This is a genomic window from Trichocoleus sp. DQ-A1, from assembly GCF_039961955.1.
Taxonomy (GTDB): domain Bacteria; phylum Cyanobacteriota; class Cyanobacteriia; order Cyanobacteriales; family FACHB-T130; genus FACHB-T130.
The window spans coordinates 452,381-466,769 of sequence record NZ_JAMPKE010000001.1 but is presented as its reverse complement, the minus strand read 5'-3'; the positions used below and the strand labels follow the sequence as shown (position 1 = coordinate 466,769).

Sequence of the window (14,389 nt, the reverse complement as noted above, 5' to 3'; positions counted from 1 at the left end):
CAATTACGAAAGCTGTTTCATTAAAATAGGAAATTTAAAGATGGGAGCTTCATTCTTACCCTCAATCCTAGTGCCTCTAACTGGCTTGATCTTCCCGGCTGTCGCAATGGCCTTCTTGTTTCTTTACATTGAACACGAAGATCCAACGGGAATTTAACTTTAGCTGGGCATTAGTTGGGCAATGGAAAAAACCGCCTGTTCTAGTCAGAGAGGCGGTTTTTTTGATGATTTGATGAGAGTTCTCTCAAATCTAGTTGATTACCCAGCTTTTCTCTACAAAGAGGAGCCTAGACCAGCGTAGGCACCATAGAAGAAAACACCTAGCACAGCGATCGCGCCCAAACCAGCGACGGTAGCTACAATCCACAACGGGATTCTTCCACTTCCAGACACAGCTTTTCCCTCCTAATTAAACTTAAAAATGATGAAGTCAAGCCCAGTTAGTTAAAGAAATAACTGGAAAACAGGATACCAAGGACAAAAACCAGTAGCAAGCCCAAGTAAAGAGAAGTACGGTTTAACTCAACTGGTTGATTATTGGGATTTGGACTCCGTTCTGGCATAATTAGGTTTCTCCTATCGTTGAATAAATTGCATAGAAGCGATCGCGCCCAAGAAAAAGATTGTTGGGACAGCCAGCGTATGAACCGCTAGCCATCTAACGGTAAAAATGGGATATGAAACTGGCTGATTGGGCGTATTAGTAGTCATGTTTTGCCACCTCTTTTAAACGACTTACTTGTTGACACCCCCAATTCTTTTGATAGAAATGGGGCTTTTCGTACCGTAACGGGAAGGCTTTTCCTGCAAAAAGGGCTTCGTAAACCTATATTGAGCCTACTGACCCTTTGAAGTCTCCTCCAACCAGCTAGAGGTGATTCTTTTTCCAAACACTTCCGTATACCTACGGTACTTCACTACCGATGTATCAAACTGGATTCCCGTTCGCTCTTTAGAGCCGAATTGATGCGGTACTTTTAATCCCTTTTTTGCATCAAATCCAGCCAAAATTGCCCCGGCAAGCCTAACACAAATAGGTGCTTTTATTTTCACACCCAGCGATGTCTAGAGACTGCCCGCTTATTTTATAAAATCCTCGATTTGTTGCTTGGATTCAAAGCGATCTTGAACAATCGGCACTTCCTGCCGAGTTTGGGTGTAATACTCGTTGGGGCGGGGTGTCCCAAAGGCATCGTATGCAAGACCTGTGCTAACAAATAGCCAGCCTGCAATAAATAATGCAGGGATGGTGATGCTGTGAATTACCCAGTAACGAACGCTTGTAATAATGTCCGAAAATGGACGCTCTCCAGTTGTACCAGCCATTCAGATTCCTCCTCTGACAACAATTAAAAGCTAACTTAATTATGATACGAAACTCGGTAGAGAGTCACAAGCAAAGCATTAGTTGTATGACAACAATCTTGCTTTCCTCTTCAAGCCGCTTGCGACGAACCTTCGTATTTCAACAAAACACCTCGCTGACCTATGATAAATCCTTGCTGGGGTGTTAGAAACATAATCCTGTAAAGATTGGAAGGGATATCCTCTATCTCGCGAGCTTTTTCCCAAGTTTTGCCGCCATCCAGACTCCGCAGCAAATTTCCACTGCCTCCTGATACCCAAACTTCCTCAGGTGTCCGGTATGCCAAATCGAGTAAACCCCAACTGGTGGATACCTCTGGATATTGTGCTTCTTCCCACTCGTCTGGCTTTTCAGGACTGCTAAATTGTAGCTGACCGCCCCGCGCCAGCATCCACAGCCGACCATCTTGTGCAAACCCCATATTCTCCACTCTTCGGGAGCTATTCCGATTATGGGGAACCCAGGCATCTAGACCCGGCTCCCAAGTGGAGTAGAAGTTACCTTTGGCAGACACCGCAACATATTTGCCATCGGGAGAGCGAGACATATTGCGGACAACGCCCACCGCTTCCTGCACCATTGCTTTCCAAGTCTGTCCTGCGTCTTGAGTGCGATAAATTGCTCCAACGTTGGTGCTCATCTCAGCGGAGTTCGGACCGAGTGCCACAATTTTATTGGGTGCCCCCGGTAACTTGTTACTCAGCGCGATGCGAGTCCAAGATTTTCCCCCATCTGTGGTGTGGAGCAAGATAGAGGGTTCGCCTGTAATCCAGCCTTCTTGATCGGCAAAACTTACGCCAGTAAAGCGGTATTGCCGATCTCCCAGTTCTAGGTTTCTTGGCTCCCAAGTCTTGCCGCCATCGGTTGTCTCCAAAAGTGTGGAGTCACTCCCCACAACCCAGCCATGATTGGGGTCGCCCGTAAAAGCGAGATCCTGTAAGTTTGCTTGTGTTGGTAGAGAAATGGCGTGCCAGGGGCTGTTGCTCACCGAAGGAACTTGACTGCAACTGGCGCAAAAGAGGACAACTGCCAACAATATTGCAATTTGTTTCAGCTTTCTCACAAATAAATTCATACTATCCAGAACTGGTGCGTGCAAATCTTCTACTATACGAGTGTTAATCCAGCGAATGCGGCGGGGATTCGCTTTAGCTGTTGCAAGCTGAGGCTGGTTTTATTGCAAACCATAGAGACTGATAAAGAACAAGAAGCCCAAGGCTAATGCCCCAAAAATGAGAAGATTCTTCTGTCCTGGGGTTAAACGGTTAACGCCTAGACCATAGCTCAGATTTTCCTTGAATCCAGAGGGTGAGCCTACAACGCCAATGTTTTGAAACTGTGTTTTTCGCACCCCACAAATTGGACAGCGCCAATCTATTGGCAATTCTTCAAAGGATGTCCCTGAGGGAACGTTACTCTTACTATCACCTTTAGTCGGCTCATAAATGTAGCCACAGGCGCGACATTCATAGCGATCTAGTGGTTGGGCATCGACGGCTTGATTGCTCATGGCTCAAGATGAAATTGAGAAGCCAATCTTAAAATGTATGTTAAAAATTATGCCATAAGTAGGGGATTTTCTTAATATTGTTTAGCTTGCCTCTGCCTTGAGGAGAGGACTTCGCTGTCATCCCTCGCTAGCAGTAACGTTGCCCGCTTCAGTAGGAGCCTTGACTAGAAAAGCTGAACGGGTCAATCAGAAAACAGTATCGATGATCGACGTTCGCTGCCCCGCCACTAGCAACTTTGGCAGAGGCAGGCGCTTTATAATGTATAAATGTGAAGAAGTAATAACAGCCGTCCTTTCATCTGAGTGGTAGTACAAGATCGTGTTTGTCCTCAGTGGGTATGAGTATTTTTTAGGCTTCTTGCTAGCTTCCAGTCTGGTGCCGATTTTGGCGCTGACTGCCTCCAAGCTCCTGCGGCCCAGTGGTAGTAGTCCAGAGCGGCGCACCACTTACGAATCTGGCATGGAACCGATTGGGGGAGCCTGGATTCAGTTCAACATCCGCTATTACATGTTTGCGCTGGTTTTCGTCATTTTTGATGTTGAAACTGTTTTCCTGTATCCGTGGGCCGTTGCCTTCAATCGTCTAGGTGTACTGGCGTTTATTGAAGCTTTGGTCTTTATTGCAATTCTTGTAGTTGCTCTTGTTTATGCGTGGCGCAAAGGAGCCTTGGAATGGTCATGAAATCTAACGGTAACAGTGATATTGCTGCCTTTGAGGCGCAGCAGAAAGAGAAGATCCTTAACCCGATTGAGCGACCTTCTGTTACTCAAGAACTTTCTGAAAATGTCATCCTGACAACGGTTGACGACCTTTACAACTGGTCGCGGCTTTCCAGCCTGTGGCCTCTGTTGTTTGGAACCGCCTGCTGCTTCATTGAAGTGGCGGCGATGATTGGCTCCCGATTTGACTTTGACAGATTTGGTCTAGTTCCCCGTTCTAGCCCTCGGCAAGCAGATTTAATTATTACTGCTGGCACGATTAACATGAAGATGGCACCGGCTCTGGTGCGCCTTTATGAGCAGATGCCAGATCCCAAGTACGTGATTGCAATGGGAGCCTGCACGATTACTGGCGGGATGTTCAGCGCTGATTCCCCGACTGCGGTGCGGGGTGTGGATAAGCTGATTCCTGTCGATGTCTATTTGCCTGGATGTCCCCCACGTCCGGAAGCGATCATGGATGCGATCATTAAACTGCGGAAGAAAATCGGGAACGATTCTATCCAAGAGCGGGATCAGTTTCAGCAAATCCATCGCTATTACAGCACCACTCACAAGATGCAAGCTGTAGAAACCATCCACGATGGCAAGTATTTACAGTTGGCAACTCGCCAAACTCCGCCGCAAGAGCTGGCGGCAGCGACGGGTATGCCTGTAGCACCAGCACTGTTGACGGCAGAAAAACAGGAGGAACGTCGTGGCTGAAGCAGAATCTCCAGCAGAATCTTCAGGGGAACCCCAAGCAGAATCCCAAATTGTGGAAGCGGGTAAGGTTTCCCTTTGGTTGAAGGAAAACGGTTTTGAGCATCAGGAACTAGAACGCGATCGCAGTGATGTTGAGATCATCAAAGTTGACCGGGACTTCTTGATTCCGATTGCTACAGCTCTCTACGCTTACGGATTTAACTACCTCCAGTGTCAAGGTGGATATGATGCGGGGCCGGGAGAGGAATTGGTTAGCTTCTATCATCTAATCCAAGTGAGCGACAATGCTGACAGACCGGAGGAACTGCGGCTGAAGGTGTTTTTGCCGCGAGATGACGCTAGAGTTCCTTCGGTGTATTGGATTTGGAAGACGGCAGACTGGCAAGAGCGGGAAGCTTTTGATATGTATGGCATCGTCTATGAAGGACACCCGAACCTGAAGCGGCTTTTGATGCCGGAAGATTGGGTAGGCTATCCGTTGCGGAAGGATTATGTCTCGCCTGATTTCTACGAGTTGCAGGATGCTTATTGATTCAGGCAAAAGGCAATTAGTCAAAGAAAGACTTTTTCCGGGTTGACTTGTGGAAAGCACTCACTTTTGATTTGAAGTGGGTGCTTTTTTTTGGCGTAGGAATTAGGTGTAGACTGTATCAAATATAACTTGATTTCTCCTGCGTATTGACATATACTTGAAGAATGGGAATCTGTGCGCCTAGGTAAATTGATTTTTAAGTTAAGTTTGCAGCTATTTGAGTGTAGTGAATACTTAAATTAGCTGGTTAGATAAATAGCGATCGCACCTAACGACTTCCCTAAACTCATAAAATAAATCAATCGCTGGCATGGCAGGGGTATTGGCGCGTGAAGTTGTCGTCAAAGGGTGTTTATCAAGTCGAAAGTCAGGCAAAAAAGCAATCTTATCCCGTCGCTTCGCCAGTAGAGTATGACCTGCAACCGATTAACAGACTTTTAGCAGTTGCTGCTTCTAAGGGAACCTACCATCTGCATCCTTCAGAAGGGCATGAAATACCCCTAGGATGCCCCAGAATACCAGCGTCTTTACAACTGCGACAGTATCAGCAGGAAGCGGTTGCTAGCTGGTTTGCCAATCAAGGCAGAGGAACGCTGAAGATGGCGACGGGGAGTGGAAAGACGATTACGGCGCTAGCGATCGCTACCTCACTTTATCAACAAATTGCCTTGCAAGTATTGGTAGTCGTGTGTCCCTATCGACATCTGGTGACACAGTGGGCGCGAGAATGCGAGAAATTTGGACTACAGCCAGTTTTAGCTTTTGAGAATGTACGCAACTGGCAGAGTCAGCTATCAACGCAACTCTACAATCTGCGTTCTGGCAATCAACGGTTTCTCACACTCATTACAACAAATGCCACCTTGATGAGTGAAGGATTGCAATCTCAACTTAAATATTTTCCAGACAAAACGCTAATTGTAGGAGATGAAGCGCATAATCTCGGTGCAAGGCAGTTGGAGAAGAGTTTGCCTTCTAAGGTGGGGTTAAGACTGGCGCTGTCGGCAACACCGGAACGGTATTTTGATGATGAAGGAACGCAATCTTTATTTGATTATTTTGGCAGAGTTTTAGAGCCGGAATTTACGCTGAAAGATGCAATTCAACAGGGGGCGTTGGTGCATTATTTGTACTACCCTATCCTGGTAGAACTAACAGAGGCAGAAGCCCGTGCTTATGTAAAATTAACCGCTAGGATTGGCAGGGCGCTGTTGTTCCAGGAACGCGAGAACGGTGCTAGCAAAAGCAATTGGGAAGACCGTGAAGAACTCAAGCCATTGTTGATGCAACGGGCGAGATTAATTGGCGCTGCTACCAACAAGTTAACTGCTTTGCGCCAGTTAATGAGTAAACGCTTGGACACGACGCACACTTTATTTTATTGCGGAGATGGTTCTGTAGAAAGCACGCGCCAATTGAAAGCCGTTGCTAAAATTTTGGGAGATGAATTGGGATACCGAATTAACACTTACACCGCCCAAACTCCATTATCAGAAAGAGAAAATTTGCGGCGTCAATTTGAGACGGGAGATTTACAAGGTTTGGTGGCGATTCGCTGTCTAGATGAGGGTGTAGATATTCCAGAAATTCAGAATGCTGTAATTTTAGCTAGTAGCAGCAATCCGCGCCAATTTATTCAGCGTCGAGGACGAATTTTGCGCCCTCACCCAGGCAAGCAACGCGCCACTTTATTTGACATGATTGTACTGCCACCAGAGTTAGATCGGGAAACTTTGGAAGTAGAACGCAATTTATTAAGAAAGGAATTGCGGCGATTTGTAGAGTTTGCTGACTTAGCGGATAATGCGGGCGAAGCTAGAGTAAAATTACTGGCTTTACAGAGAAACTACGATTTGATGGATATGTAATGCTTTGGCTCAACAATATAGCGCTTCTCGTTTAGATGGACGACAGTTTAACCCCACCCCTGCCCCTCCCCGCAAGGGAGGAGGGGAAATAATTCAAAGCCTCTCTCCTAGGAGGAGAGAGGTTTGGAGAGAGGTCAAAATTGTAGTGCTTAAAAGTGAGAACCGCTATAGTATCCTAAATTTCTATATCACCAGAAATATATCACCAGAAATAACCGGGTACTACGGTTGTCTGCCGATCGCTTGTGTCATACTTCAGCAGATACTCGTGAGCGATCGCATCCAATTCTCGCAACCTTTCGGCTTCAGTTTTGCCAACTTCAGTATCAGTCGATAATAGAATCACCTGATGACTGGCAGAGGGAAAATATCGCTCAACTAAATTCTGTCGGTGAGAAGAATCTAGTCGCCCCAGCGGTGTGTCGATTGCTACAGGTAAGTGGTGTCCGGCGACTCGTGCTAATCCCCATAAGAAAGCGATCGCTAGTAATTGCTTTTCTCCGGCTGAGAGGCGATGCTTTGGTACGGGTTGTCCCTGCGGATCGTAAATAGAAAGGCTGAAGGTTTGAGTGTCAATGGCTACGCGATGCACTAGGTCAGATTTGTGCAGAAGATAGCGGAAACACTCGGTTACTTCTATTTCTAATTTATTGAGTTTTTTCAGGGTTAATTTTTCCCGAAATAGCTTGAGAGTCGCTTGGACTTTGGCGACGGAGACGATAATGTGCTGATTATTCTTTAGCTTGATATTGTCTTCGCTATAGTCTGCTAATTCTTTTTTGGTTTTAGCGATCGCTCTCATTAATTCTTCACAACGGCGGGTAGCCATTTCATGAGCAACTTGAGCTTTTGCGACTGCATTATTCGCTTCTCTAACAGCGTCTTGTAGTTGTTGATACGCTTCTGGAGAAGCAGCAGTGGCTATCTGTCTATCGAGAGCATCTATCTCAATTTCTAGGTTTTCTAGTTCTTCTAGTTTTTCTTTGGCTCTAAATTTAGCAGTATTGATGCCAAAATTTAAGAAGTTATCCAGTTCCTTAATTTCTTCTAATTCTGCTAATAACCAGGGACTTTCATTGTTCGCAATTTCTTCCTCAAGTTGTTGATTTTCTTGGTCTAGGAAAAATTTTATTTTGTCAAGTTGCTCGGAAACTAATGACAATTCGGCAATATAATTTAGGAGACGATAGTCTCGTTCTACCAAAACATCCCGTGCGATTTTTTTCTGTTGTTGGCGGCTTTCCTTTTCGGCTTGGCATTTAGCTTGTTCAAGCAAGGGAGAAATTAAAGTGAGGGGAAAGCTATCAGCAGCTAATTCTCGCAGCGCTTCCCGCGTTTTTTCTGCCTGGGTTGTGAAATGGTCTTTTTGTTTTTCTAGACGGTTGCGATCGCTGGCAATTTTCCCCCCTTCGTAGAGAAATTTTTCAGAGGCTTCGCGCTGCTTTTCTTCAGCCCTATCTAACTTAGTTTGCAGAGAAATTTTTTCTTCTTTTGCAGCTTGTAATTCATCTTTTTGTACATTAAATCTTTGTTCAATTTCTTCTAACGTAGCCAGTTCTTTTGCGCTAGCAATTTCTTTGCGCTTACGGCTAACGAGGATATCTAAATCCGCGGATAGGCGTTCTGAGAGTTCTAAGCCTAATAGCGATTGAATTGCCCCTACAACTAAAGGGGGTGGAGTATCTAATTCGGCAAGTTCTTTTACCTGTTCACCGTCAAACAAAAATAGATTAGAAATTCCCAACGGTAGCAGGTTCTCGATGTATTCATCCCAGGTGCTGGCAAGGGCTTTATCGGGCCATTCTTCATCTACTAGAATACCAAGGGTATCTTTTCCCTCTTTGGGGTCTTTTTCCCAATATCTGACAACTCTTAAAGTAGTAGGTTTGTCGTCTTGAATGACTTCAAAAGCTAATTCAATTCTGGCTTTTTCTGTGGGTGGGGTGTTGCGGTTGACTGACTGGGTAAGAAAGTCGTTATAGCTTAAGTTGCCGCGTGTAGAACATTGGGCGCGAGAACCGTATAAGGCAAGGCGAATGGCGTCCATGAGGGTCGTTTTCCCGCCGCCGTTCATGCCGCCAATTAAGATAATCGGGCGAGTATTTTCATCCGTTTCGGGGCGGAGGTTGATGACTTGTCGCCCTAGATAAGGGCCGAAATTTTGCAGGACGAGTTCGAGAAATATCACAGCTTATTGAGAATAGGTAATCGGTAACAGCTAATGGGTAATCGGGAATAAACAGCACTTATTCATTAGCGTCATCTGCTTTTGGCAATGGAAATTTCATGCTTGCCCAAGTTAGCTGTTTCACTTTGTCAATATCTTCTTCGACAACAGCATTTTTCAAGTCCCGCTTTTCGTGGGCATTTTGAATTGCATCTTCTTTCGATCGAGAACTGCTTTCAAAGCATTTGTCCAATTTCTCGTAGACGCCGCGCCGCGATTTGACATGAAATTGGCGTTCTGTATCTAGCAGTTTCGCCATCAGTTCTAGGTGCATTTCATCATTGCAGATTTCTTGTAGCACTTCCCACTCGTCAGTACCTAGGAGTTTCCTCTCAGCACCTGGACGAATGTCTTGGAACGATTCGCCTGTGACTTCTTCGTAAATACGCGGCAAACTGTCATCAAATTCGTGTTTTTCTTCTAACCAAATGCGGCGAATTTCGCTTAATTCATCCTGGGTAATTAGGGTGATATCGCGCATTTCTAGAGGTGCAGTGCGGCGAACTTGGGTTTGTGCTTCTAAGACTCGTCTCAACCAATGTTCTCGCCAGTATTTTGTATAGGGGCCAGGAATTGGTTCAACTGAGGTTTCGCCGTCTACATTGCGCTCAAAAAGTTGAACATCGCCCCAAATTCTACGAAAATCCCTTTTGTTGCGATCATTGTGAATATCTAATTCACGGCGTATATCTAAAAGAGGCTGTAGCCACTCTTTTTCTTCATCATTCTGGATCATTGCCTCCATTGATTTATCTTGACTAACCATTGTACAAACCCAGCAGCCAAAGCGAGAATCCCCACAGCTAGGGGTAGAAGTATCCACAACTAGAGGACATTCATTATCTGCTGTTGCACCTCGATACATGGAAAATAAGTCTTTATTGCTATATCCCCAAGGGTTTGGCGACTGATTAAGGTAAATCCATACTTCATCGTTGCGCCAGTCCTCAATAGGGGTATATGCAAGAGCGTTAACTAAACTTGATCTAGGGCTAAGACGATCGCGAACTCGTCCTTTTTCATGTTTTGCCATTACGGTAGCGCGTTTGTTGCTTTCAGCTTTACGCATACCCAAGACAAGAATTACCTCACCACTGGCACGAACCATGTCACGAATAAATCGGTTAGCAGGCTGTATTTTTAAGCGCTCTGTACACCAACGAAACCGCATTCGAGGTGCTGGATATCCCTTCCCTATTAAGCACACCCAGAAAGTTTCTTTAATCTCTGGATAGAGCAAGTGGGGTTCTATAGGCATTTCTTGTTCTTGTGCAGCAACCTTCATCTGTTTTAGGGAATTGCTAACCCAAGCAGAAACTATTGGATTCTCTACCAGAGTATCTGTTGTAATAACATGAATTGTCTTAGCGCGTTTCTCTGGTGGGAGAGCAGAGACTGCATTCCAAATTAGCTGTACGACTGCCGTACTATCTTTACCCCCGGAATATCCAATTACCCAAGGGATCTCATCCGAACAGTAAAGTTCTTGAATTTCAGTAGTTAAAGATTGAATATCTTCAACTAGATCCGCAACTGTACTTCTATCTTGTTTTTTGGCTGATTCTTGTTTTGTAGTCATTTGTCTCTCTCTATTGACGCATTTGTTCCGCAACTTTCCTACTTACTAGACGGGTGGAGCCTATAGGATCGTGTTCTGAGCATATAACACGCAAATTTGTTGGATTCATAGCGCCTTCAGGATGCTTATGAACTACTGTCAGTTGAGCATTATCTACGGTCTTATCGCAGCCATCCTCGTACTCACAGCGTCTACGCACAGACAGAAGTCGAACAATCCAAAATGGATGAGGTACGCTTTGTTTTCCAAGTTTTGGATGTTCTACTATACGCGGCTTGATTGCAACGTCATATATAGATATTCGATCGCTTTTATGAGAGTTGCACCATCCACAGGCTAGACGAAGGTTATCTTCCTCTTTTCCACCTTTGGAAAAAGGTACAGCATGGTCAACTTCAACGGAAATATTACGTCGAGACAGACCATGCAAGGTTATGTAATCAATGAATTGGGGTTGAGGTGGTTCTGGATAGTGATCGTATTCCAAAAACTTATTTTCAGACCATTTGGTAAATTTATATCCACAAATCCAACAACGGGGTTCTGTTCCAGAAATATCCCATAAAAGCTTTTTAGTATCTAAGCTAATAGAACTACGATTCTGAGGACTTCTACGCTGAACTTCTTTATCTATCAATCTCGAAATATATTTTGTAAGTGTTTTGCGCTCCTGCTCAGAAATTCCAGTAAAAATAAAAGGTACTCTTTTTTGAACAAATCCGACTATATGAGCATAGCCTTGAGTAGATTTAGTAAATATTTCAGGATCGCAAATTGACTCAATGAACCATTGCGTCCACAGTATATGTATATCAGCCCTAAGTAGAGAACCCCGACCACTCATAATAAAGTCGGGGACTCTCTGATTAGCGATTTTACTTAGAACCTGTATGTCCCAGTAGGCTTCCAGCTTATCTGCTGTAGTGTTAAGGAAAGAATAAATTTCTTCAAACTCCATGAATTTACTAAACCTTTTATCCTAGTGGCAATCGATAGCGCTCTTTGCTAGGTAATTTAACTGGGTCTTTTCTATACTCTAACCACTCCTTTGACCATCTTTTCCGAATACCAGGAACATCTTTCTTTACTCCGGTCAAGTTCCAATCCCGATTAAAGTAGTCTGTATTAACGCCCTTTAACCAGTCATCTACAAGTGTAGGTACTTCCTGTACATTATCTATTCCTATACGTCGTTCACATAAATATTGGAAGAAATCAGATGCAAGAATTGTTAAAGACGTTTTATTGAAAATATTTGACTGTTTAGGATTGCCCCAATAATGCCATGCTTCATCATTATTTTTATCGGCTAATTTATCACGTACTGTACTCCAGAAGGATATAAATACATCCCGCCATGAACCATTAAGCTTGTGCCAGTATTCAAAAGAATTTTTGCAACCTTCGGCTTCCCATTTCTCTACAATTTTTGAGGTAAATAAGTAATCACGTTTCCATTTGTCAGCATAATCAACATTTTCATGGAAAAGTTTACCTCCCTTTAAATCTCGAAATATTTTAACTATAGATGCAAGAACATTCCACTTCAATCGCTCTTTGGTATCAGAAGCAAGCCCTCTTTCAACTAAATTGAAAAAAGGACTAACTGGGTATCGGGCAAGAAATGTTACAGCTCGTGATTCTTCAAGCTTAATACCAGCATTTTCAAGTCGATCTGCCACTCTCCCCAATTCTTCAGAAGAAAGGCTAGTAGATACAATTGTTCCGAGAAGTGCAGGTTTGATAGGAGTTGCTTTCTGATTGACAACTACGAACTGAAAAACCTGCTCTGCTGGATCAGTATTCATGAGAAGTGAAACTGGAAGCTTTCGAGCTGCTTCAACTTCAATTTTTCGTTGAACTTCCTCTGGCTCAACTCTCTCGTTGAAGAGTGCTTCTTCTATAGAGTTTTTGTAAAAATCTTCGTTCACTAACTTTTTTGCTGATGTAATTGCTGCACGCAATCTATGTTGCCCATCAACAACAACTATTGGCTGGAGGAAAGAGATCAGTGCGTCTTTTGAATAATCAAGGAAAGTATCATCATTAAAGGTGTCTTTTATTTCCTCTAAAACTGAAATATAAGCTGTAACTTCTTGCCAAAAATCCTCAATATGAGATTCTTCACTGAAGGCTAGCCCTACATCTTCATCATTGTCTACATTTTCACTAGATTCCTGTTCATCTAATGATTCAGATGTATCTTCCTGAACGCTATCTTCAATTTTTGCACGTTCTTTTAGTTCTCTAATAAGGCTGTCAGAGACTTGATTTTCAATAAGTCCAGATACCCGACGCTCTAAATTAGATTTAACCCTTTTTAGTAATTCTAGTAAACTTAATTCTTCTAAAAATTCTGTAGTTATAGCTAAAAAACCATGTTGGATAGCATCAATGGAACCCTCTTCACTAGGTTCAAATTCTACTTTTGACCAATCGGGCTGGCGCAATGCACAAAGCAAAGGATTCTGGATTATGTTTTTCTCATTTCGATAAAAATCAGCAATCTCATTAATACGTTTCTTACTCTCTTCTCGCTGAAACCCTGTAGTTTCTTGAGTTCCAATTTTCTTCTTTTGGGGTACTCCTGCCCACATATCAATCTCTATTGCAGAAGCACCAAAAAGCACTAACCAGTCACCAGAATCAGTTTGTCGAATACGAACTGCCTTATATTTGAATTCTTGCTGTTTTCCTGTACTCATTTCCCTCTCCTTATTAAACGGGCATTCTCTAACCGTTCCTCTTCCGCTGTAAGCGGCAAATTCAGGTGCTTTTTAATATAAGCACTCATCTGAGTGACACTGGTGCGGGATTTAGAAATCCCACCACTAGACATAATTATCCCTTCCCAATCAGGGTTAGAGCGCGACCAGTCGATTTGTTGCAAACCTTCTAGATGTGAGTCCCAGTTTTCCGGATAAAGCGACAGCAAACTTGCTCCAACAGCGCCTAAACTAGCGATCGCGATCGCGTGACTATGCACGTAATCCCGTCGGATTTCGCCTGCACTGACCTTCCCGTGTAGAACTTGCTCCCACGCTGGGATATAGCGACTAACTGCATTCCAGTAACGGACTGCTCGTTCAATCTGCTGTTCAGTCTCCTGGCGATCCGTTAGCAGGGCAAGAGTAGCATTATAGATGCTGTTGAGAGTAAATAGCTTGCCGGAACGAGTAGGCAGCGTACTGCGTTCCGTATCCGTCAGGTTTCTAAAAACCTGGACTTGCTTGACTACTGACCTCACCCAGTTTGTTTTCTCGTCCCGATGATCGTAAAGAATGTTTAGCGATGGATCGGCATCGACTGCATAGCGGTTTAAATCAATAAACATCTGCTGCGATCGCTTTAGACCAATATCTAAAAAGAAGATAACCGCGATCGTTTCATACCCCAGTTCGGGATTTTCCTTCAGCGCCATTTCCAACGCCGCCCGTCGATGTTGCCCGTCATGGATGGCAAACCGCGCATCCATCGGCACCTTCAAGCGTCCAATTTTCCGTGCTTCTGTCTCTGTACCTATCGGTTCAAAAGTGATATCTGCGTCAATCGATGCCGTAATTGCCGAGAAAATGTAGTTAGTCGGATTGTTCAATATATATCGGGCAATTTCTGGCACGCGGGTGCGGTTAAGCGATCGCGTTGTCCTCATTTCCGGCGGCATTTCCCCATCGTCCAACGGGAACAGCTTGGGGATAAATCGCACCGGACACATCGAAACGTAGTATTCTCGCTCTGCCTGAATTCCCCGAATCACAGGCAAAACGTACTCAAAGGAGGGGGTAAGCATAAATACCCAGCCTTATTTAGTTTTGGACACAATCTCAGTATACATAAAGTTTTTAAAAACTAAGTTTGACATAACAAGTTTTGACTGATAGT

Annotated in this window: 16 protein-coding genes; 5 read left to right on the top strand and 11 right to left on the bottom strand. The window is 44.1% G+C overall.

Translation table 11 applies throughout. The annotated features are described in order from the left end of the window. The first annotated feature begins 40 nt into the window (after nucleotides 1-40). Entirely contained in the window at nucleotides 41-157 is a 117-nt protein-coding gene (gene psaI / locus NDI33_RS02075; RefSeq protein ID WP_190410993.1) for a photosystem I reaction center subunit VIII, read from the top strand. A gap of 116 nt (nucleotides 158-273) precedes the next feature. Here psaI and NDI33_RS02070 read toward each other — a convergent pair whose 3' ends face one another. The 6 genes from NDI33_RS02070 to NDI33_RS02045 form a co-directional block, all read right to left on the bottom strand. Further along, entirely contained in the window at nucleotides 274-393 is a 120-nt protein-coding gene (locus NDI33_RS02070) for a photosystem II reaction center protein J (protein ID WP_190410994.1), read from the bottom strand. 47 nt (nucleotides 394-440) lie between these two features. Next, the gene (locus NDI33_RS02065; RefSeq protein ID WP_190410995.1) at nucleotides 441-563 is read right to left on the bottom strand and encodes a photosystem II reaction center protein L; all 123 of its coding nucleotides are present in this window, start codon (nucleotides 561-563) and stop codon (nucleotides 441-443) included. Between the two features lie 13 nt (nucleotides 564-576). Next, complete coding sequence (gene psbF, locus NDI33_RS02060) at nucleotides 577-711, bottom strand: cytochrome b559 subunit beta (protein WP_190410996.1); 135 nt, start codon at nucleotides 709-711, stop codon at nucleotides 577-579. A gap of 369 nt (nucleotides 712-1,080) precedes the next feature. Next, nucleotides 1,081-1,326, bottom strand: a complete 246-nt coding sequence (gene psbE, locus NDI33_RS02055; protein WP_190410997.1) for a cytochrome b559 subunit alpha — start codon at nucleotides 1,324-1,326, stop codon at nucleotides 1,081-1,083. Between the two features lie 110 nt (nucleotides 1,327-1,436). Beyond that, on the bottom strand, nucleotides 1,437-2,441 hold the full coding sequence (locus tag NDI33_RS02050; RefSeq protein WP_190410998.1) for a photosynthesis system II assembly factor Ycf48: 1,005 nt from the start codon (nucleotides 2,439-2,441) through the stop codon (nucleotides 1,437-1,439). A gap of 99 nt (nucleotides 2,442-2,540) precedes the next feature. Further along, on the bottom strand, nucleotides 2,541-2,876 hold the full coding sequence (locus NDI33_RS02045) for a rubredoxin (RefSeq protein WP_190410999.1): 336 nt from the start codon (nucleotides 2,874-2,876) through the stop codon (nucleotides 2,541-2,543). A 319-nt stretch (nucleotides 2,877-3,195) separates the two neighbouring features. Between NDI33_RS02045 and ndhC the strand changes: the two genes are divergently transcribed. From ndhC to NDI33_RS02025, 4 genes are all read left to right on the top strand, one after another. Next, on the top strand, nucleotides 3,196-3,558 hold the full coding sequence (ndhC, locus tag NDI33_RS02040) for a photosynthetic/respiratory NAD(P)H-quinone oxidoreductase subunit C (RefSeq protein WP_190411000.1): 363 nt from the start codon (nucleotides 3,196-3,198) through the stop codon (nucleotides 3,556-3,558). Beyond that, the gene (locus NDI33_RS02035; protein ID WP_206753379.1) at nucleotides 3,555-4,301 is read left to right on the top strand and encodes an NADH dehydrogenase subunit K; all 747 of its coding nucleotides are present in this window, start codon (nucleotides 3,555-3,557) and stop codon (nucleotides 4,299-4,301) included. Before ndhC ends, NDI33_RS02035 begins: the two co-directional genes overlap by 4 nt. Beyond that, nucleotides 4,294-4,833, top strand: a complete 540-nt coding sequence (locus NDI33_RS02030; RefSeq protein WP_190411002.1) for an NAD(P)H-quinone oxidoreductase subunit J — start codon at nucleotides 4,294-4,296, stop codon at nucleotides 4,831-4,833. Before NDI33_RS02035 ends, NDI33_RS02030 begins: the two co-directional genes overlap by 8 nt. Nucleotides 4,834-5,303: 470 nt before the next feature. After that, nucleotides 5,304-6,701 carry a DNA phosphorothioation system restriction enzyme gene (locus tag NDI33_RS02025; RefSeq protein WP_199302594.1) on the top strand — a complete coding sequence of 466 codons (1,398 nt, stop codon included), beginning with the start codon at nucleotides 5,304-5,306 and terminating at the stop codon, nucleotides 6,699-6,701. 202 nt (nucleotides 6,702-6,903) lie between these two features. Here NDI33_RS02025 and dndD read toward each other — a convergent pair whose 3' ends face one another. Genes dndD through dndB form a run of 5 tightly spaced genes read right to left on the bottom strand, consistent with a single transcriptional unit; the run spans nucleotide 6,904 to nucleotide 14,297 of the window. After that, a complete protein-coding gene (gene dndD, locus NDI33_RS02020) occupies nucleotides 6,904-8,889 on the bottom strand; it encodes a DNA sulfur modification protein DndD (protein ID WP_190678476.1) in 1,986 nt (661 codons plus the stop codon). A 58-nt stretch (nucleotides 8,890-8,947) separates the two neighbouring features. Continuing rightward, complete coding sequence (gene dndC / locus NDI33_RS02015; protein WP_190678475.1) at nucleotides 8,948-10,507, bottom strand: DNA phosphorothioation system sulfurtransferase DndC; 1,560 nt, start codon at nucleotides 10,505-10,507, stop codon at nucleotides 8,948-8,950. A 10-nt stretch (nucleotides 10,508-10,517) separates the two neighbouring features. After that, nucleotides 10,518-11,465, bottom strand: a complete 948-nt coding sequence (locus tag NDI33_RS02010) for an HNH endonuclease signature motif containing protein (protein ID WP_199302584.1) — start codon at nucleotides 11,463-11,465, stop codon at nucleotides 10,518-10,520. Between the two features lie 16 nt (nucleotides 11,466-11,481). Beyond that, nucleotides 11,482-13,212, bottom strand: a complete 1,731-nt coding sequence (locus NDI33_RS02005; RefSeq protein ID WP_190678474.1) for a hypothetical protein — start codon at nucleotides 13,210-13,212, stop codon at nucleotides 11,482-11,484. Further along, nucleotides 13,209-14,297 (bottom strand): DNA sulfur modification protein DndB, encoded by a 1,089-nt coding sequence (dndB, locus tag NDI33_RS02000; RefSeq protein ID WP_190678473.1) that lies wholly within the window; start codon nucleotides 14,295-14,297, stop codon nucleotides 13,209-13,211. Before dndB ends, NDI33_RS02005 begins: the two co-directional genes overlap by 4 nt. Nucleotides 14,298-14,389: the final 92 nt, after the last annotated feature.

Coding starts and splice junctions, on each gene's coding strand:
- psaI (WP_190410993.1), top strand. CDS start 41: ATGGGAGCTTCATTCTTACCCTCAATCCTAGTGCCTCTAACTGGCTTG.
- NDI33_RS02065 (WP_190410995.1), bottom strand. CDS start 563: ATGCCAGAACGGAGTCCAAATCCCAATAATCAACCAGTTGAGTTAAAC.
- psbF (WP_190410996.1), bottom strand. CDS start 711: ATGACTACTAATACGCCCAATCAGCCAGTTTCATATCCCATTTTTACC.
- psbE (WP_190410997.1), bottom strand. CDS start 1,326: ATGGCTGGTACAACTGGAGAGCGTCCATTTTCGGACATTATTACAAGC.
- NDI33_RS02050 (WP_190410998.1), bottom strand. CDS start 2,441: ATGAATTTATTTGTGAGAAAGCTGAAACAAATTGCAATATTGTTGGCA.
- NDI33_RS02045 (WP_190410999.1), bottom strand. CDS start 2,876: ATGAGCAATCAAGCCGTCGATGCCCAACCACTAGATCGCTATGAATGT.
- NDI33_RS02035 (WP_206753379.1), top strand. CDS start 3,555: ATGAAATCTAACGGTAACAGTGATATTGCTGCCTTTGAGGCGCAGCAG.
- dndC (WP_190678475.1), bottom strand. CDS start 10,507: ATGACTACAAAACAAGAATCAGCCAAAAAACAAGATAGAAGTACAGTT.
- NDI33_RS02010 (WP_199302584.1), bottom strand. CDS start 11,465: ATGGAGTTTGAAGAAATTTATTCTTTCCTTAACACTACAGCAGATAAG.
- NDI33_RS02005 (WP_190678474.1), bottom strand. CDS start 13,212: ATGAGTACAGGAAAACAGCAAGAATTCAAATATAAGGCAGTTCGTATT.
- dndB (WP_190678473.1), bottom strand. CDS start 14,297: ATGCTTACCCCCTCCTTTGAGTACGTTTTGCCTGTGATTCGGGGAATT.